Origin of the sequence: Neiella litorisoli (assembly GCF_014773395.1) — a bacterium.
In the GTDB taxonomy this organism is placed as follows: domain Bacteria; phylum Pseudomonadota; class Gammaproteobacteria; order Enterobacterales; family Neiellaceae; genus Neiella; species Neiella litorisoli.
In genome coordinates this window covers 16,264-36,454 of record NZ_JACXAF010000022.1, presented here as the reverse complement: position 1 = coordinate 36,454, position 20,191 = coordinate 16,264, and the positions used below count along the sequence as shown (strand labels likewise).

Below are 20,191 nucleotides of genomic sequence, written 5' to 3'. Positions count from 1 at the left end.
TAGTTACTCCGACTCACCACGCCTGCAGCAGGCGATTGACCTGACGGGCTCGGATATCCCAACTTTCAGCGGCGACAGCCAATTGCTGATGACGACGCCAGCTGGCGGTCACTGGGCGCTGGCAACTGCTCAAGGCAGCTTGCCACTGCACCAATGAAGTCACCTGTTGGACATAGTCTCGGTAGGGCTGCAACGCCGGAAATGGCGCACTAATAACAGGCGTGCCAGAGGCCAAATATTCGCGCAGCTTGAGCGGATTACATGCTTTGATCTGAGCGCAATCGCGAAATGGCAGAATCGCCGCTTGCCAGTGCTGAACGTAGGCTGGCAGTTGCTGATGTGGCACCGCGCCAATCAGCTCAATGTTGTCGATGGCTATTAGCGCTGAGACATCGGTTTCGATGGCGCCAATTAAGACAAAATGCCAGTGCGGCATGGCTTGCGCTAAATTAGCCAGCAAATCAATATCTAGCCAACTGGCAATGCTGCCGTAAAAACCAGCCACCGGCTTATTCGTTGAGAGCGCTGTTGGCCGTTCAGTCGGGGCCGAAAACAAACGAATATCGACACCGTGAGGCAGTAACTCAACACGCTTACGAGCGCCGACCAAGCGTTGCAATTTGGCCTGTATGGTTTTACTGGCAGCGCAAACGCTATCGACCCGCTGGACTAACTTCGCTTCACAGTCGCTAACGTGGTGATGATCAACACCAGCCAACGCGGCAAAATCGTCACCACAGTAATACAAGCTGTGGCTTTCATTGTGGTGTCCGAGCCAGTCCACTGCGGTTGGCAGCGAGATCCACAAATCCAATGAACCGATGTCATAACGTTGGCGAACCTTATTGATTTGGCGATTAACCAACCAAACATTGAGCTTTCTAATTAAGCTGGAGCGCGCAGCGGGAAACACCAAAGGCGCGATAACGGTTAGCTGTTTTGGCGTTGCAATTGCTGTTGACTGACTGCTTTCACTGCCGCCCCGCCACCATTGTTTAAGCTTATCGGTGACTCTTAGCAAATCGCGCCAACTAAACTTTGGCCGACGTAAACCAATGGAGTTTACCCAGATCACTCGACGCTCAGCAGCCAACGAGCGAACGATGTGCTGAGTGCTACTTGGGTGACGGCCCCAATCTTCGCCAAAGACGAGTAAGGCGCGAGGGCTTGATTGTTTGCAGTTTTTCATGACGTTGCCTCCGCTAACTGACGGATCACTTGAGCTGGCACGCCAGCGGCCAGAACACCAGCAGGCAAGTCACTACAAACAACACTGCCCGCTGCCACTACTGTTCCCGCCCCTATGGTGACACCAGCCATGACCTTGACGCCGGTTGCCAACCAAACATCGCGTTGCAACACGATGTCGCCCACCTGCGATTGCTCACATGGCAACCCCGCGGCTCGTTGTTTGGCATCGAGTGGATGTCCTGGGTAACCAGCAAGAAAGCACTGGCCGGCAATGCGAACATTGTCTTGCAATACCACTCGACGCCCGACAGCAACGGTGGTTTGCCAGCCAATATCAACGTTGTTGCCAACATAGAGAATTGGTTCAATGGATGGGTCAGCACGCCCAGAGAAGGTGGTTTGACCGGAGATTCGGCAATCATCACCGACATGAATTTGCAGCTTACCAGCGACAAATGGAATGCCGCAGTAGAGGTATAGCCGATTGCAACTGCCAATCACCTGAGAGCGAAATAGCGGCGTAGCCCACAACACCCGAGCAAGTGTTCCTACGCTCGCCAAACACAAATTGCGCACGGCATAGCAACTACCAAACAACCAGTCGCACCGAGGCAAGCTGATCAACCGCAGGCTTTTTAGCGCAGCGACCAGTGATTGCACGGATGAAGAATCAGAATGCTTTAACCAGCAACGTGTTTTTTCTAACCATAGGATCATGCTGTTTTCCTCAATTCACACGACAACCGCGTTCGTATGTATTGCTACAGCAGAAACCTTGCCAAAATTTTTATTAGCTATTTTTCAGTTAGTTACATTGATTTTCGGCGCAACTCAGGCAATCACCAATCGCTGTTTTGCAATATGCAAAAACAGTGATTGGGATAGCAGAAAAATGGTGAGAGGCTCGCTAGACGTTAGCGAAGGTTGGTCAGGGTATCGAATGACAAGGTTACACGGTGGCGCAGCAACACCGCGAGAGCTGTTAGCAACCAAGTGGTGACGAGTAACCCGGTGAGCCAAGGGGAAATGAGCGGCTGCAATAAGAGAATCGCGGCACTGGTGACTGCCAGCGCAATTAATCGGTTGAACTGGTAATCCAACGGCAATAGACGTTGGCTCAAGTAGCTAAAAACGACGAGCCGAGAGCCATACAAAATTGCGCTAACCACCAACAATCCTGGCACGCCCCACTGCGGAATGGCCCATGCCAAAGCGGGTATGGCGATGATGGCGTAGCCGCCATTAATACGGGTTAACCAAACCGGCTTGGCTTGGGTATAACAACCAAAATCTAAAATCGAGGTACTTAAACGGCTGCCCAGCACGACCAACATTGCCGGTAACCAAGTTATCCCGCCGAGGTAGTCCGGTGGCAATAACCACTGCATCACCGGCGCAGCAATGGCACTGACCAACAACAAACCGGCCATTAGCAATACCAGCACCAGTTGATGCACTGCCACTAGCGAGTCGCGTCCGGCCGCGGTGCCAGCAAGTTGAAAACGCTTTGGCCCCCACCACATTTCAAACACGGCAAAACATACCGCGATGACTTCAGTTAGCTTCAGCATAATTCCGTACTGCGCCAACACTTGCGGCCCAAGCCAATGACTGATCATCATGCGATCGAGGCCATACAGCACAAATAATGCCAGCGATGCGCCAATTAAGCGCGATTGGTAACTGACGATGTCTTTCACTAACTTGCTATCAACTGCGACTCGCCACTCGCGATGAAGCAGTGCCAACGCCAAACACGCCGCGGCCAAATTAGCGACGACACCAGCAATCAGAATCGCATTGATCCCCCATCCGGCTGACAAGCCATAGAGCGTGACGCTGGCTTGCACCAGTGTTTGGCTGCCAACAAGCAGGCAATAATGCTCTGGCTTGTTTTTGATTCGTAGCCAAACTTGCAGCGGATAGAGCACCATCATCAACCACACACACAAAGCCAATAAAGCGGCTTGCTGCCAACTGATCAGCCGGTAAAGGTCAAATGGATTGCTCATTACTAGCAACCAACAAACAGCAGCCACCAATAGGCCATAGCTGGCACTGAGCTTGACCGCTGATGACAGTAACTTATGACCATTGGATTTCTGCTCGGCGGCCATTTTTGGCAAGGCGCCACTACTGATCTCAAATAGCGACGCTAAGGTGAGCGTCAACACCATCAGTTCTAATGTGCCGTACTCTGCGAGCGATAAATAGCGGGTCGTAATGGGCAGCAGAATAAAACCCATGCCCTTTTGCAACAGTGTTAAACCACCATACAAAGCAAGCTGCCAGAATACCGAGTGTTTCATCGTCCGCCCGCCATTTATTCTGCTGCTTGCAACCAGCGGCGTAGCTGTTGACTATGGAACCACAGCCATAAGCGTCCGAGCTGCTCACTACCGGATTTAAAGTGGCGGACAAAATAGTCATCTGCCATCGCGTCAAATTGGCAATTCAGTTGGTAGCGCTCAATCAAATGGCGGCTAAACAACCAGTAGTTTCGTAAGTCGTACCAATCGACACTACTTTGCAGTTGCAGCATGGCATGGCGGCATAGCGCCAACAGCAGCATTTGTTGATGCTCGGCAGCAAGGGATTGCGGTTTGGTGGTTGCCAGTAAATCGGTGATGGTGGCCATGCGGGCGTGCAAACGATGTTGATCCTGGCCCTTGCGGCGGCAAATACCTTGCTCATTGGCACGATAGATGTAGCCAGCATGATCGACAGAAGCAATCCGCTTGGCGTTCATAAAAGCCTGCAGAACAAATACTTCATCTTCGAACAACTGACCGTGGGCAAATCGTAATTGTGCGCGTTCGATCAATTGCCGATCAAACAGCTTATTGCACGCCGAGGTGTTCTCAACTTTACTTTTAAAGGCCAGTACTTGGCTGTGCTCAGTTGATTGCAGTGTCATACCGCCAACAGCCAGCTCTGCACCTTGTTGAAGGCTTGCGCTGAGCAACTGCTCATACATATCAGCAACAATAAAATCATCACTATCGACAAAGCCAATGAACTGCCCTTGGGCATGGTCTAAGCCTGTGTTTCTCGCTGCTGCCAACCCCCGATTGGCCGCATGAGTCACTACCTTAATTCGGTTGCCATACTGTTGCTGATAACGCTTTAACAGCACAGACGATTGATCAGGGCTGGCGTCGTTAACGGCGATAATCTCAATATCCGTTAGCGTTTGTTCGAGAATACTGTCCAGGCACTGACCAAGGTATTGAACAGTGTTGTACACCGGCACAATGACGCTGATCAGCGGTTGGTTGCTGGCGCGGTTGAGTACTCGATTAGTTGTTGTATTCATCACCCACCTCAGGATTGATTGGCCAGTTGATTGAGTCGCAGCCGCAACTGACACCACCATGCGAGCGGCGCCAAACAAAGTGGCTGGCGTATAAAACGAAAAAAGCGACTGATGACATAGTTGTGTTGATGATGTTGCTGGAGCCGGTTGGCAGGCAGTAATTGGTAGCGCTTAATCAAAAACTGAATAAAGCGAAAGAATGCTACCCGGTCGGCATGGCCAATGGGGTAGTACAAAGCACTCAAGGCATGATTAGTTAAACACTCCAGCAGCAAATCTCGATGCGCCGATAGCAATTGGCGCGAATCTACTTCAGCCAACAAGCGACTGAGCATTGCCTGCTTATCCATTAAGTTAAAGCGGTGCTTCGATTCATCACGACACTGGCCATTGGGGTTCAACCGATACCAATAGTATTGGCCGTCACAGCGCGCAGCCGGTCCTTCGAGCATTCGCATTAGATAGATGAAGGCTTCATCTTCGAATATCACATCAGGATAAAACCGCAGACCATGTTGCTTAATGACATCTGCAGCAAACAGTTTGTTAGTCAAAAAGGTATCGGCAAACTGCGCTTTTAGATCCATCAATTTCGAATCGCTGCGGTCATCATCAAATGAGCACATATCACAGCGGGCCCAAACGGCCTTTTGCTCGGCTGTTTGCTCGGAAAGGGTAGCGAGCAAACTGGCAAACATCTGCGGGTGTGCCCAGTCATCGGCATCGACAAAGCCGATGTACTGGCCAGATGCCGCATCGAGCCCACGATTACGAGCAACCGACACGCCCTGATTGGTTGCCAAACTGACCAGGGTAAACAGACCTGGATTTTCAGCGATGTAGTTTTGACATATGGTCAGACTGTTATCGGTTGGTGCATCGAGTACCAATACAATTTCGAGCGAGTCTAAGGTTTGATTGAGCAACGAATCGAGACATTCGCTTAACCACTGCTCCGCATTGTAAATCGGTACGATGATGGAGACCGCAGGCGAGTTAATCTGCTTTCCCTGCTTGGCCTGCTCTTTGTGTAATGCCGGTACTGTCATCGACTGGCTCCCCTATGTACATGTGAGTTATTCCTTAGCAACCCACAGCAAGCACTAAGCCAGAAGTAATTAGTTAATAATTATTAGTTAGTTATGAATCAATCCAACGATCATTAAGGTGTAAACCAATCGCGCAATTTTCATTTTGCAAAATCACTATTTTGCTGATTGATGGATTGGCGTAGCGCGAGGATCAGGGCGAAGAAAATGTAAAACGGCCAGGTGAAGCCCTGAGTGAGAAAGGTGCCGGAGACCACAGTACCTAGCAAACCGGCTAACACTGACTCTGCCACCATCAGCGTTGCCGGATGTTGCGCTCTGATATTCGCGACGCTGATAATGCGAGTCACCATGCGCCACAACACCGCGATGAACAATGCCAAGCCAACAAAGCCGGTTTCAGCCAGAATGCCAAACCAAGTACTGTGAACCGCATGGTTTTTGCCATCCCAATGGCTTGAATAAAAGTAGTAATTGGCATAAAAATTATCGAGCCCAACGCCGCTTACCGGCGAATGCAAGGCCATCGAAAAAGCTGCTTGCCAAGCGTAGATCCGGCCCATTGCCGACTCATCAATGCCCTGCTCCGCTGCCCCGCCAGATGAGCGCTGATCAATTCCTGCCAAGGCAAACAACACCATCAGCGCGACGCCAGCAACAAGCAGCAGCAAGGTTTTGTTCTTGACCCGGCGCCAAGCAAACACACCAACGACTGTCATCACGCCCAATAAGCCACCGCGGCTTTGGGTCGCCAATATCGCCATAACCAGCAATACCAAGGCAACCAGCGCCACCAACCGAGACCAACCTTGAGCATGGAGCAACCAACCCAGGGTAAAGCCCAGCGGAAACAACAGTACCAAAGCCAAATCATTCGGATCGCCCAATGTCGAACCAAACGAGCGGCCGATGGTGACGCGATTGCCCTCAACCACTTCGATACCGGCAGCGGCATTACTCAGCGCCACCATAGCAACCAGGCTGCCAGCAATAATAAAAGCCATAGCGGCCTGCTTAAAATCGCTCGGCGCTCGCAGCAACCAAGCAATGATGATGGTCATCAGCGCTATCTTGCTAAACACGCCATTGAAATAAGCCATGGCAACCGAACGGTTACTGGCAAGCAATACGCCAATGGCGCACAACACAAAGAAGCCCATCAACCAGTTAAAGTCGCGATTCCAGTAGATTTGCATTTTGCGAATCACCAACAACTGCCAAGCCATCGATACCAATGCCGCCAAGGCAAATAGCTGCGGCAGACGCAACGCCATCAAGGGCGGATACAATTCATGTAAGCGAAAGAATGACAGCAAGACAAAACCGAGCACCATACCAAATGGCCAATTCAGCATCAGCCAAATAGCAACCGGTAATAGCGCCAGCGCCACTGCCAATAAAGGCGTTGGCAATGCATACCATGCAACAGCAATTAGCACCATCAGCGCCCATAGACCAACCGAAAACCGAGCACTACGGCTAGTGACGAGTTGATTGGCAAGTTGCGCTTGGTGTTGTTCATTGATGCTATTTGGCACAGCTTCTGCACTCCTCATTGGTAATGATTGCATCATGCAAATGAACGCTCATTACCGGGTTGATACCCACAACAAAGCAATTACAGTGCCGAGGTGCTTATGAACAACAACCAACCACTTGTCAGCGTGATCATGCCCAATCACAACTGCCTGACTTATCTAAAAGCTGCCGTTGCCAGTGTCCAAGCACAAAACATGACGGCCTGGGAGCTGATTATTGCTGACGACGACTCAAGTGATGGCAGCCGCCAATGGATTGAAGCTCAAGCTAAGCAAGATCCGAGAATTCGATTACTACCGGTTTGTGTCCATCACCCCGCCGCAGCGCGCAATGCCGCCATTCAAGTTGCCAATGGTAAGTGGTTGGCAATGTTAGATGCCGATGATGTTTGGGCCTATGACAAACTAAGCCGCCAGTTGCGCCATCACCAACAACACCCCGAGCAACTGCTGAGTTTTACTGACTACCGCCATGTCAACGAGCAAGGGCAAGACTTAGGCAGCTGCTTTGATTACTGGCAACTGACTGAGTTGCAAAGCGCCAACGGCGAATTCCGCTCCTTGGATAAGCCGCTGTCATTTCTATTTGCCTGCAACTGTATTGGCACCTCAACCGTGATGGTATCGACTGAGGCGATCTGGCAGGTCGGCGGTTTTGATGTGTCCTTGCCATCGGCAGAAGATTGGGATTTGTGGCTCAAGCTAGCAACAATTGGTGGGGTGAGCTTCTGCGCCAGTTGCGATATGACTTACCTAATGAGGGCCGGCTCAGAGAGCAGCAAATTAGGTGCAAGAATCCAAGCATTGGAGATCATCTATCAACGCCATCAAGCCAACCTCGATGACAGTGACAAGCGCGCCAAGCGACGCGCCCAAGCGCGCATCGCCAATGCCAAGGCTGATCTGGCTTTAGCATCTCACCGGCTTGGTGAAGCCCTGCAAGCCAAAATGCAATCGCTACTGCTACAGCCAAGCAAGCGTCAGGCAAAAGAGCTAGCGGCACTATTGAAACCAACCTGAACACTCAACTTGATTTGATGTGATTCAAAATGCTTGAACCTGACCATAGAAAGTCACATAAACTTTCATTTATAGTAAATTCTATTAACAGTTTAGATACCAATTTAAATACCTGTCCGCCTGACACCAGCAATCGCGAGCATCACAACGCATTGACTGGTGTTGAGGATATCGTCTCATGTGATTGGTCATCTATGGGTTTTATCAAGGTCGAAGCGTGCAGTCCCAAACAGTTTCCTACAATCAATTGCCGCAAGCCAAAGCAACTCCGGCAGTCGCTGATGATAAATTGCGCCTGTTTGAGCAGTTATTTGAAGCCGACAAAAATAGACTGTATGCCTATATTTTTGCCTTCGTATCCAACTCAGCAGCAGCGGACGACATTTTTCAAGAAACCAGCCTGACTCTGTGGCACCAATTCGACAAGTTTGAACTCGGCACTAATTTTTCCAAGTGGGCCAATACCATCGCATTCAACCGGGTGCTGACCTTTCGCACCAAGCACAAAAAATATCAGTTGGGCCTCAATGAAGACTTGTTAAAGGAACTCAGTGACAATCTCGCGGTGATCGAAAGCAACGCTATCCAGCAGGAGCAAAAGTGGCATCACTTGGACAATTGCCGGGCAACGCTGTCTTCGCCGCTAAACAACATCTATCAACGTTTTTATGTAGAAAACAAAACCGCTAAAGAAGTCGCAGAAATTACTGGCCGCTCGTTTTATGCCGTTAGAAAGGCGGTACATAAACTGCGCCGAAAACTAATCGACTGTGTTGATTTAAAAACCAAAGGTGACCGCCATGAGTCGCAGTGAGCAGTTTGCAGAAATTGCCCAAATTGCCGATGACGTGTGCGACGATTGCGTCAGCCAAGAGCAACTGAGTCAACTCAACAACTTGTTGCAAGGTGATTTTGCGGCGCAAGAGTTTTATTACGATTACATCAGAACCCATGTCGAGCTAAAGTCGTCCGCCGACCGATGTATGGAGTTTGTCTATCGGCGTATCACCCAAGCAGAAGAGTTTATCGTTCGCCCCAGAGCTGAAAAGCTGCTGGCCCAATATGATCAAAGCCTCCCCCAAGACCGCAGCGACAAACACCCTAACTACAAACTATTCGGCGCTTTGGCCGTATTGGTACTGGTCGTTATGGCGTTGATTTGGTTGCTGGTTGGTCGCAGCGCGTCTTCTGCTGCCGTTGCTGAAATTGTGCAAGGCAAATTAGCTATCGTTGGTGCTCAGGGCGACATTGATGATAATTATTTAATCGCCGGTTTTTATCAGACCGAGCAAGGCGCAACGCTCAAACTGTTTGACGGCGACACTCTGCACCTTGGCCCGAACACACTGATCAAGATCTTCAATAACAGAGAGATACGTGCCAAGCATGGTCATTTCATGGTGGAATCATCGACGCTCCCCAGCACCCTTTTGCATCGACCAAACTATCTTATCCAGCCAAATGGCGGTGATATCGCCTTAGATTTGACGGCATCCACTCCGCTTCTTACCACGGGCGACAAAACCTTATTGAATCCAGCCCGTTGGAAGCCGACCCATTTTTGGACCTTTGAGGGCCAAAGCGATCGCATTATTGACGCTGTCGGCAGCGCTTACGGCATCCCTTCATCATCAACAACAGTGAAAGGTGCTGTCGGTCAGGCGGCCTTTTTTAGCCCTAATAACCACGCGGTAATTGAATTCGGCAGTGGCGGCGGCACCGTCGCAGGCACCGGCTCTTTTGCGGTCACCGATGGCCTTACCGTTGAAGCGTTAGTTCGGCCCGATCATTTCGCCAAACTAGGCGCGCAGAACGATATATTTCGTAATGAATATGCTGATCGTGATGCGCGGGTACTGCTCGGTTTTCGGACAGGCGACAACGCCAACGTGAGTTTGGTTTTCGGTTTATTCATGTTGGAACAAGGCTATCAGGAATTAATCATGCCTTTGGACGGTCAAAATGGCCGGCCGACAATGGCCGATATAACTGACGGCAATTTTCATCATATCGCTGCCACTTATGATGTAAAAACAGGGCTCAAAGTCATCTACATCAATGGCGTGCCGCGGGCATCGTTGCAATACCCCGCAGGCTCCAAAGTCATCAGCGGCGGCGCCGGCACCACGACCATTGGCAATAGCGCAACGCCATCACTGATGGACACACACGCGTTCTATGGCGCGATTGATGAAGTGGCGTTTTATGATTTTGCTGTACCTGAATTTACCGTCGGCTTGCACCGAGAAAACGCTAGCCAAGGATTAAATTACTTCGGCTTGTCGCCGTCCTCGACAAAATTACCACGGCGAGTGAAATTGCAATTGCCCAGCAACAGCGTGGTTGAATTAGACAAGAACACTGGCCTGCCGCGCAAAATTATTGGCAGAGATTCGCCTCAACCCAGCGCCAAAGGCCGCCATTAGCCGAAAAATACTGCGATAGGTTCAACTTAATAAAAAAACTCAAAATTGGGGGGTATCAATATCTCAGCTAGGCAACTTGTCTTAGCAAGAACCATACATTTTTGTAGAACCGTTTTTCGATCGAGGGACAATTAATGCAGTTCATTAAACTCTCCGGCTTAGTTGCATGGTGCACCTTAGCTTTAACCGCTTGCCAAAGCACCAGTACGCCGACCGACCAACCCCAAACAACTGCCATGGTTGACTCGGTGGAGTATTTTACTGATACCGGCTTGAGCAACCCAGTGGCGACGCTACAGCACCCAGCAGGCGAATACGCCAACGGTATTACTTACGTCACCTATCAAGGCCCACTCGAAGACGCGTACGTCGCGGCATATAACCACAACACCAAGCAGTGGTTAGGCCCAATCAAAGCCGGCACCAGTGCCATGGGTAAAGATCCCACGCGTAAAATTGATAATCACGGCAAGCCCGCCTTGATCATTGACGATTTAGGCTACATTCACATCGCTTTTGGTGGTCATGGTGGCACCCCTGAGATGGGCGACAATGACCTCGGCAACTACAACTATGGCAAGTTAAAACATATTGTCTCCAAACGCCCTTATGACATTACCGAATGGCAGGAGCTTAATAATGTTTCACCGTTTGGTACTTATAACCAATGGGTGAAAACTAGTAATGGTGATCTCTATTTGTTTTACCGCCATGGCGCCCACCAGAGCCACTGGGTTTACCAAAAATCGACTGATCACGGCCGCACCTTTGGTGAGCGGGTTTCGGTGATGAAACACCAAAAGCGCGACGATGGTTTAGGCGTCGATTCTTGGTACGGTTACTTTTCGGAGGAAGCGAACGACACCATTGCCTTGGGTTACATCTATCATCGCTGCGGTAACAACCACCCCAACGGCAAACACTTAGGCGAGCGGACTAATGGCTATTACATGCAAATGGATACCAACACTGGCCAATGGAGCAATGTTCAAGGTGAACCCATTGCAACCCCTGTCACTCGCGATATCGCCAATGAAAAAACCTTAGTGCTGAAAACCGATCACACCGATGATTGGACCGGTATTAGTACCGTTCACCTCGATGAAAATGGCTACCCGCACATTCGCTTTGCCCGTGGCCATCACAAGAATCGCCATCAAGGCGGCCCTAAAAAGGCGCACTATTACCGCTGGGATGGCGAGCAATGGCTAGTCAGTAAAACCGGTCAACTGCCTATTTCGAATGGCGACCACGTTGTCCACTATCCGTTAAAAACAAGCACCCTGCTGGCGAGCCGAGCGAAAGACAAGAGCCATATGATTTCGTGGCGACACAGTGTAGATGGCGGTAAAACGTTCAAAAAAGGCGACGTGGTATTAGCCAATAAAACCTTTGGGGTTCAAGTGTCTTCCTTTATTCGCAATGCCCACCCAGACGCGTTGATGTTGGTTTCGGAAAAAATCGACAACTCACACTTAAGAAAAATGTACCTAGTAGGACAGCACGGCCCAGTCATGCGCGCAAAGAGCGAAGCGCATCAAGCCAGTGATGAAATGAAACAGCGCTACCTAATTACCAAGTAACACAGAGCACCATCGGTAATTAACGCGCCCGTTAATTTGCAAAACATGTCGTCGAGTTAACAGGCAAGATGATGAACGAGAGAAATTCAGTGAAAACACGATCAAGGTATTTACCTGCGCTCCTTAAGGCCAGCTTGCTATTGCTGCCGATCAGTTGCTCAGATATGACAACGGCGCAAGCTCCTGCTGCAGCCACAGCCATAACCCGCAGCAACGATCAGTTTGAAGCTGTTAGCAACGGTAACTGGCAGCAGGTTTTATTTGATTCCGGCAGTGGCGATTGGCGCCAACATTGGTTGGCTGACGGTTTAATTGGCAGCGTGGAAAACACACCTGAAGGAATGCATATCAAGGCTGGACCTGAAGCCAACAATCATGCCCATCACTTTGTCGTTTGGACCAAACAAAGCTTCTCAGGTGATGTGAAAATTGAGTACGAATACACCCGTACCGATGACGCGATCCGCTACGTCAACATTTTATATGTATTGGCAACCGGTGAAGGTACGGCTGAATTTAGCAAAGACATCATGGACTGGGCTGATTACCGCAACGAGCCTTATATGCGGCACTACTTTGACAATATGAATGCCTACCATATTAGCTACGCTGCGTACGGTATCACCAATGAAGATGCCGACAAAGACTATGTCCGATCCCGCCGGTATATGCCCCTCGAAAATAATGGCTTAAAAGGCACTGCACTTGAGGGAGATAGTTTTAATACCGGATTCTTTAAAACAGGCGTACCGCACCAAATTACCGTCATCAAAAAAGGGGATGAGTTGTGGATGAAGGTTGCTAATGACCAACAATCTCAGGTGTATCAATGGTCCACCGCTAGCCATCCGGACATCAGCGAGGGCCGCATAGGCCTGCGCCACATGTATACCCGCAGCGCTATCTATAAAGATTTTAGCGTGTCGACCTTATCAGATTAATAGTGACTTCTTTAGATAACTACATATGCAACGACTTAAAAAATACCTATCGCCGCTTGCCTTAGTTGGTTTTGCTGGCCTGATTTCCGCGTGTCATGCACCAAATTCGGCTAGCTCGGCACAAGATGCCATCGACAACGACATGGCAGCCCAGCAACAAAACATTGTGATGATCATCATTGATGACTTACGCCCAGTGCTCGGTGCATATGGCGACAAAAATGCCCATACACCAAATATTGATGCCTTTGCGCAGCAAGGCGTTAGCTTTACGCGCGCCTATGCCAATGTCCCTGTTTGTGGTGCTTCTCGTGCCAGCTTGTTAACCGGCCTGCGGCCGACGCCAACTCGCTTTATCAATTATAAAGCCGTCGCCGAAAAAGACGCGCCAGGCGCGAAATCGTTGCCACAAGTGCTCAGAGAGTCGGGTTATTACACCATGGGTATTGGTAAGATTTTCCATAATGGCAAGGACTTAGCGGAGGAAAGCTGGAGCGAAAAACTGCAATCATCTGGACTCTCTCACGCAACTCGGTTGAATCCTGATTCAGAAAACTATTTAAAGCCCAACAAGAAAAATCCGAAACAAGTAAAGGGCCCTTGGTATGAAATCGCGGATGTCGGCGATACCGATTATCCAGATGGAAAGGTCAAGCAAAAAGCGCTGATCGCCCTTGAGAAGCTTGCCAACCAAAAGCAACCGTTTTTCCTAAGTGTTGGCTTTATTCGCCCTCACCTGCCGTTTAACGCGCCGAAAAAATATTATGATTTACACCCTGAAAGTAAATTCACGCCGTTTTTTCACCGCGACAACCCGAAAAACGCCCCGGCTTCATTAAAAGGATCGGGTGAGATCCATAGTTACCACTTTAAAGAGTACGAGTTTAATAGCGATCAATTCCATAAAGCTTCTGTTCGCGGCTATTACGCATCGGTAAGTTATATTGATGCGCTGGTTGGTGACGTCATTCAACAAATTGATCAATTGGGTTTGCGTGACAATACCACCATTATTTTGACCAGCGATCACGGCTTTAATTTAGGCGAGCACAACTTCTGGGGTAAACACACAGTGTTAGACACCGCTTTGCGTGTTCCTTTAATCGTGGCTGGGCCAAATATTAAGAAAAATGTCAGTACAGATGCATTGGTCGAATTACTCGACATCTTCCCTACCGTGTCTGAAATTACCCAAGTCAGCCCACCCGATGATATTGCCGGAGAGAGCTTTCAGCCGTTATTAAAAGATCCGTCTTTGCCACATAAAAAATACCTATATAGTCGATTTAAAGCTGGCGACTCAATTATTAGTGATGACTTTATTTTCAGCTCATACTCGACTCAAGATGAAAACACCAGAGAAGAAATGCTGTATGACTTGAAAGCCGACCCACACGAGACCGTTAACGTTGTGAGCGAACAGCAATATCAAGCCAAAGCTAAACAATTGAGAGAAAAATTAACGGACTGCATGTCTCAACAACACTGTCAGACTCACTAATAACAGTATTTGTCTCATTCTTTTCCAACGACCAACATGGGGGATTTTCAATCCCCCATTTACCGCTCAAGTAACCCCGTTTTCCCTCATCTAAATGTCGCTCAGATGTGGCCAAGCAAAAACTTTGACACATACCAGATTACTTAAAATGACCACTTGAGATCGATCACGATTACATATGACACCATTAGACAATTAATGATTTTTAAATAGAGTGAATCGAACAATTATTTCGAACACCAAAAAAATCAGAAGCATTCAAAACTCGCCGATCAATAAGCCGGTTGTGCAACGTTGTTGGGACATTGCTTAATTGGCTTAAATCGATTGGGTTAACCGAAGCAAGTAACTGCAGTCTGCTTCCATTGCAAAATAATCAGGACTAGAAAGAGAGACAAATGAAAGGTCAAACACTCAAAGGAATAGTCGGCATACCATCATTATTGATGATGTCGATACTGTGTTCTTCAGCTGCAAATGCCGAGGTTAGGTTAGAGTCTTCGACAAAAATAGCGGACAACGCGTTGCACTTCGATGGCGTTAAAGTGGGCGCTGGCACACCAGATAACGGCACCGATAAATACGATTACTTGTATGGGCCACAAATATCTGCCCATGGCGATAGTGTGAAAACTTACAAGCACTATGTATTCACCACTTGGTATCGCGGAGGCAAAGACGATCGCCATGTGATGTTAACCCGATACAACACCTTAACCGGCACCAAAGCAACCATTGAATTCCCGCACCAACATACCGGTTACATCGGCGAGCGCCACATTGGTGAATCGCACAACACGATTGCAGTAGCGATCAGCCCAATCAACGGCACCATTCATTTGCTCTATGATATGCACGGCTATAGCCCTTGGCGCCCCTCTGATGGCGAATTTAAAAATGATTACTTCCGCTATTCATTCAGTTACGAAGGTGCAGCCGAGGTCAGTGACGAAAACTTCACGCTCGATCAGTTTGTTAAAGATACCAGTGCAATTAGCGAAGGGCCGGATGATTACAAACACTTAACCATGACCGGTAATCTGGCGGATAAGCAGGCATATCAAAAGCAAACCTACCCCACTTTCTTTACTAATACTGATGGCACCTTGCTGCTGTACATGCGCAAAGGCAGTGACTCAAACGGTAGTTATGAATTTTGTCGCTATGACGCCGCTGCGCAAAAATGGTCGTTGTTTACCAAATTTAATGTTGAAAATGCCGCCACTCAGTTTGGTAATGATTACAACTGGGGCTTATATGGCAATATGAAATACGTCAACGGTAAGCTTCGTGTTGGCTTCCAGCAACGTACCGCCTTAAAAGACGATCGCTATACCCATCAAAACGGCGTGTATTACGCCTATTCCGATCACCCAGAAGGCTTTGCTGATTGGAAGAACCATCGTGGCGAAAACATGACCTTACCGCTTGTTAATTCAGACGAAATTAAAGTCTTTGAACCGGGTGACTTTATCACCGGCCATGAAGATGCAAACTCGGTGTATATGGTTAGCTATTTTGATTGGACCGTGACTGATCGTGGCGATATTCACATCATCAGTCGCGTCCGATCCGCTGATAGCAAGCGTGCCGATTTCCAAAAAGTCCATATCCACTCGTACAAACCTGCCGGTAGCGACGAGTTTATTCATTCGACGGACTTTGCTGGTGCCACCAACATTTATACCGCTGGCGAAAACGTCTATATCATTGGTTTAACCACCAAAGGTTACCCCTTTATTGAAAAAACCCTTGGCGGAACCGACCAATTTACCCGTATCTATGAGGCCACCGAAGGAACAACCTTCAGCCATGGCCGAGTCCATATTAATGACGGCAAACTTTATTACTACTTGATGGAAAAAAGCGACGGCAATGCGCGTCCGGTTCACCTTCAAGTTATTGATTTAGATATTGAGAGCGACAAAAATGCACCAGAGGTTAAGTTCCCGTTTTCTTCCAAAACGGTTGATGAAGGTTATGAAAAGCTGATCTTCGAAGTCAAAGCAACCGCTGTAGAAGATCGCTCAATTGAATCGGTAACTTTATACATCAACGATCAATTAGTTCGTGTCGATGATTCTTACAAATTCTTATTCGGTCACGCCAGTAAACCGCACGAAACCGGTGCGATGGGTTGGCTAGATACCCATAGCCCAAATCCGAATCCATTACCTCCTGGTACGCACACATTCAAGGCGGTTGCGCTTGATAGCGAAGGCGCTACTGGTGTTGCTACGATGACCTTAACGGTTCTATCTGACGGTCCTGTTGTTGCGTTTCCAGCCCCGCAAATGACCGTTAATGAAGGTTACGAGCAACTCGAATTTCGAGTAGACGCCAGCAGTCCAGTTGAAGGCCGCACCATCGAATCAGTCACCTTGTACATCAATGATGAACTAGTCCGTGTCGACACCAAACCTTCTTGGCATTTTGGGCACAAATACAATGCCCATGAAACCGGTGCTATGGGTTGGATTAGCTGCGATCAAGATCCGGTTCCTAGCCCTTGCCACCAACCAAACCCTAACCCATTAACAGCAGGGGAACACGTCTTTAAAGCGGTCGCTGTTGATAGCGCCGGCGAATCAAGCGAAGCGACGATGAAGCTAATTGTTAAAGCTGCGCCTAAGCCACCAGTGTTAACTTGGCCCAATGAAGTGGTGACTGTTTATGAAGGCTACCCTCAATTAATGCAAATTCTGAAGGCTGAATCGCCAAATCCAGGCGGCTCAATTAAGTCGGTTACCTTATATCGCAATGGCGAATTGGTGCGTGTCGACACTAAACCTTCTTGGAATTTTGGCCATCCATACGCTCCTTATGAATTAGGCGCTATGGGTTGGATTAGTTGCGATCAAGATCCGGTGCCTAGCCCATGCCACCAACCTAACCCGGATCCGCTCGGCGTTGGCAGCCATACATTTACTGCTGTAGCAAAAGATAATATCGGCTTAGAAACGTCAGCGTCGATGACGCTTGTTGTCGAAGAAGTTCCTGCGCCAAATGTTGCTTTTGTCGACGCGGAGATGGATTTATCGGTTGGTTATCAGGACTTCTCTGCGTCAGTTACGGCGTCATCTCTGGTAGATTGGGTTGCTATTGAGCACAGCGCTTTGTATTTAGATGACATGCTAGTGGGAGAAATTTACGATGCGCCATTTACTTGGACCGCTGACGACTACCCTACCGAGTTGCTGGGCGCAGCAGCGGGCACGCATCGTCTCAAAGCGGTTGTTACCGACAGCAATGGTCGATCGTCAGAGGTAGAAATGAGCTTTACCGTTAAGCCATCGGTGGTTTTTGCTGATTCAGAAGTAGAAGGCTTTGAAGCATCGAATCTTTTTGATGGCGATGCGAGCGATAGCTCGAGCTGGTCAGCGGCTAACAACGGTACTAAAAACGTGATCCTTGATTTAGGGGCAGTAAAAACAATTGTCGGCACCAAGCTTTGGACGACAGAAGGCCAAGCGGTTAAGTATCAAGTCTATGTAGCGAATTCACTTGATGACGAATTCGTTAAAGTGGCTAAACATCAAAACAAGAACGATGACGCACAACCTACTGTGACTGAGTTCTACGCCCAAGGTCGTTATGTCAAGTTAATGGCCATTGGTAATTGGCCAAATATAAATGAGCTTGAAGTGCTTTTTGAATAAGGCCGCAACTAATCAATAAAAACCATTGACTAACTGAGCCCTAATAGTCATTCGCTATTAGGGCTTATTTATATTGGCAACACACACATTTCGCTATCACTTCACCTAATGAATATAATTCAAAATTTTAACAATCTCTAATGCATGGCGGCGTTTAGCAAATGTTTCGTAATCGTTCATTGCTAATAAATTCATTTGATGAGTTAATGAATTGGCTTGTGAAGTGGTTAAATTTGTTCGACTCTGCTTGACCCACTCCCTGAGTATCTCTAGCGACTCTGACGAATCTGGCAATGAGCTAGATTGAATTAAAGCCAAAATTTGCTGATATCTACTATCGTTTAATACTGATGGCGTCATGGCGACTAACAACATTGATTTTAATTCAACAGACTCAGATTGATAGTAAAAATCAATCAAATTATTAATATTTCCCTCTTCGTTTTTTAGCGCCTCTATACCTGCTACCGACTCCAATAAAAAGTAAGTTAATTCTGAATCAAATTGGTGTTGAAATATATGCTGAAAAATCTCAGCAACAAGGATTGGCTCATCAATTGACTTTGCAAGTTCTATCGCGATCTGATGGTCAGATTTCCTATGAGACTCTAACAGCAGCCGTACTGCCGATAACTTATTATTATCAGACGATTTCTTCACTAACCGAGTTAAGTAACGTCGAGTATATGGGTCATCTAACATTATCATTTTACTAACAATTCTAATTAGCAACCGTTCAGAAATCTCAGGTAATTCACTAGCGTAAATTTCCTCATTACCATGTTCTAATACTAAAACCTCAGATTCGGTCAATCCACCTTCAAGAATTTCGTCAAGACTTCTAAATTTTGGTTCATGGTCTGAGTCATGTGTTTCGTTATGAGAATATTTTATTGAATGAATGTTCTTTGTCATTCCAATTTGGCAGTCCTGAACGGTATTTCGAGAGGAAACAACCTTACCTTCAGGGTACGAACCACCATAGTCGGGATAAAAAAACACATTGACTATCAACATAAAACCTGTTCCCAAAATAGAACCCAATACAAATGAAAATATTTTTCTATTATTAGACAACTGACTTAATTCCCATTTATACCTTGCAGAACTCCAAGAGCAGATAACCTGATATCAATATCTCGTCCGGTGTCATTGATTAAGCTATTAAGAAATCCTATCAGCTCTTGAGTATGACCCTCAGGCAAATTGCCATTAGACCACCCCACCCAAGTAGACATTACAGCCAACGATTGTTGGATATGTTCCTCATCCTCGCTATTCAATTGAATAAGTAGATCAGTGAAAATCTCTTTATCAATGCCATTTTCAATATTTAAATCAGATAATAATTGCAGCCTTTGTGTGACATCATCAATCTCGTAGTAAGCATCTAGCAATTGAGCTTGTTGACTAATTGATAGCGTTCTTTGATCTAACTTAAGCAACGCAACAGCATCCATTTGGTCAATCTGACGATTGGAACTCATTAACTGCTCAACAGCGAACATACGCTGCTGCTCAGGCAATCCGCCTATAAGTGCTAATAAGTATTGTCTGAACGTTGATTGCTCCAATTCCTTTATTTTATCGACCACCGACCCAATTAAATATGGCTGCTCCACTAAACGACTAGGGATTGATTCAGTAGGCCCTTCGATAAAGCTAACTCGTTGCTCTTCGGTAAGGCCATCGACTAGTATGTCGGCAATTTGGCGTTCAGTTTGGTGGGGTAATAGGCCTCGATAAATATCGGGATCACTTGGGTGAACTTCTGTCGTGATTGACGATCCAGCAGAGAAATCATCATTCGATAACTGCCAGTTAATCCGAGGGGTTTCATTAGCACGTTGTTCTGACATAACTACTGTTACGTCATCATTGCACTTGAATTCTGGTGGTTGTCTGTGACTGATCTCGGAGGATGAAATACTACTAAGCGCAGTTGTACTAATATGTTGATGTTGCGT

Annotated in this window: 15 protein-coding genes; 7 read left to right on the top strand and 8 right to left on the bottom strand. The window is 47.7% G+C overall.

Annotated elements, in window-relative coordinates; translation table 11 throughout:
- Nucleotides 1–13: 13 nt before the first annotated feature.
- The 6 genes from IC617_RS15125 to IC617_RS15100 all read right to left on the bottom strand — a co-directional run bounded on the left by IC617_RS15125 (nt 14) and on the right by IC617_RS15100 (nt 7,130).
- Nucleotides 14–1,189, bottom strand: a complete 1,176-nt coding sequence (locus IC617_RS15125; protein WP_191145821.1) for a glycosyltransferase — start codon at nt 1,187–1,189, stop codon at nt 14–16.
- The gene (locus IC617_RS15120) at nt 1,186–1,908 is read right to left on the bottom strand and encodes an acyltransferase (protein WP_191145820.1); all 723 of its coding nucleotides are present in this window, start codon (nt 1,906–1,908) and stop codon (nt 1,186–1,188) included. Before IC617_RS15120 ends, IC617_RS15125 begins: the two co-directional genes overlap by 4 nt.
- 197 nt (nt 1,909–2,105) lie before the next feature.
- Entirely contained in the window at nt 2,106–3,500 is a 1,395-nt protein-coding gene (locus tag IC617_RS15115; protein ID WP_191145819.1) for a lipopolysaccharide biosynthesis protein, read from the bottom strand.
- 14 nt (nt 3,501–3,514) lie between these two features.
- Complete coding sequence (locus tag IC617_RS15110; protein ID WP_191145818.1) at nt 3,515–4,507, bottom strand: glycosyltransferase family 2 protein; 993 nt, start codon at nt 4,505–4,507, stop codon at nt 3,515–3,517.
- Nucleotides 4,508–4,515: 8 nt separating this feature from the next.
- A complete protein-coding gene (locus tag IC617_RS15105; protein WP_191145817.1) occupies nt 4,516–5,556 on the bottom strand; it encodes a glycosyltransferase family 2 protein in 1,041 nt (346 codons plus the stop codon).
- Between the two features lie 140 nt (nt 5,557–5,696).
- A complete protein-coding gene (locus IC617_RS15100) occupies nt 5,697–7,130 on the bottom strand; it encodes an O-antigen ligase family protein (protein WP_224746044.1) in 1,434 nt (477 codons plus the stop codon).
- A gap of 63 nt (nt 7,131–7,193) precedes the next feature.
- Between IC617_RS15100 and IC617_RS15095 the strand changes: the two genes are divergently transcribed.
- From IC617_RS15095 to IC617_RS15065, 7 genes are all read left to right on the top strand, one after another.
- On the top strand, nt 7,194–8,114 hold the full coding sequence (locus IC617_RS15095; RefSeq protein WP_191145816.1) for a glycosyltransferase family 2 protein: 921 nt from the start codon (nt 7,194–7,196) through the stop codon (nt 8,112–8,114).
- 217 nt (nt 8,115–8,331) lie between these two features.
- On the top strand, nt 8,332–8,928 hold the full coding sequence (locus IC617_RS15090; protein ID WP_369410416.1) for a sigma-70 family RNA polymerase sigma factor: 597 nt from the start codon (nt 8,332–8,334) through the stop codon (nt 8,926–8,928).
- A complete protein-coding gene (locus IC617_RS15085; protein WP_191145815.1) occupies nt 8,915–10,540 on the top strand; it encodes a LamG domain-containing protein in 1,626 nt (541 codons plus the stop codon). Before IC617_RS15090 ends, IC617_RS15085 begins: the two co-directional genes overlap by 14 nt.
- A 134-nt stretch (nt 10,541–10,674) precedes the next feature.
- The gene (locus IC617_RS15080; RefSeq protein WP_191145814.1) at nt 10,675–12,123 is read left to right on the top strand and encodes a BNR-4 repeat-containing protein; all 1,449 of its coding nucleotides are present in this window, start codon (nt 10,675–10,677) and stop codon (nt 12,121–12,123) included.
- An 89-nt stretch (nt 12,124–12,212) separates the two neighbouring features.
- The gene (locus tag IC617_RS15075) at nt 12,213–13,064 is read left to right on the top strand and encodes a DUF1961 family protein (protein ID WP_369410415.1); all 852 of its coding nucleotides are present in this window, start codon (nt 12,213–12,215) and stop codon (nt 13,062–13,064) included.
- Between the two features lie 25 nt (nt 13,065–13,089).
- Nucleotides 13,090–14,565 carry a sulfatase gene (locus IC617_RS15070; RefSeq protein ID WP_191145813.1) on the top strand — a complete coding sequence of 492 codons (1,476 nt, stop codon included), beginning with the start codon at nt 13,090–13,092 and terminating at the stop codon, nt 14,563–14,565.
- 398 nt (nt 14,566–14,963) lie between these two features.
- Complete coding sequence (locus tag IC617_RS15065) at nt 14,964–18,224, top strand: BNR-4 repeat-containing protein (RefSeq protein ID WP_224746043.1); 3,261 nt, start codon at nt 14,964–14,966, stop codon at nt 18,222–18,224.
- A 105-nt stretch (nt 18,225–18,329) separates the two neighbouring features.
- Here the strand turns inward: IC617_RS15065 and IC617_RS15060 are convergent, their stop codons facing one another.
- Nucleotides 18,330–19,301 carry a hypothetical protein gene (locus IC617_RS15060; RefSeq protein ID WP_191145812.1) on the bottom strand — a complete coding sequence of 324 codons (972 nt, stop codon included), beginning with the start codon at nt 19,299–19,301 and terminating at the stop codon, nt 18,330–18,332.
- 5 nt (nt 19,302–19,306) lie between these two features.
- Nucleotides 19,307–20,083, bottom strand: coding sequence for a hypothetical protein (locus IC617_RS15055; protein ID WP_191145811.1), 777 nt, complete (start codon nt 20,081–20,083; stop codon nt 19,307–19,309).
- Nucleotides 20,084–20,191 lie beyond the last annotated feature (108 nt).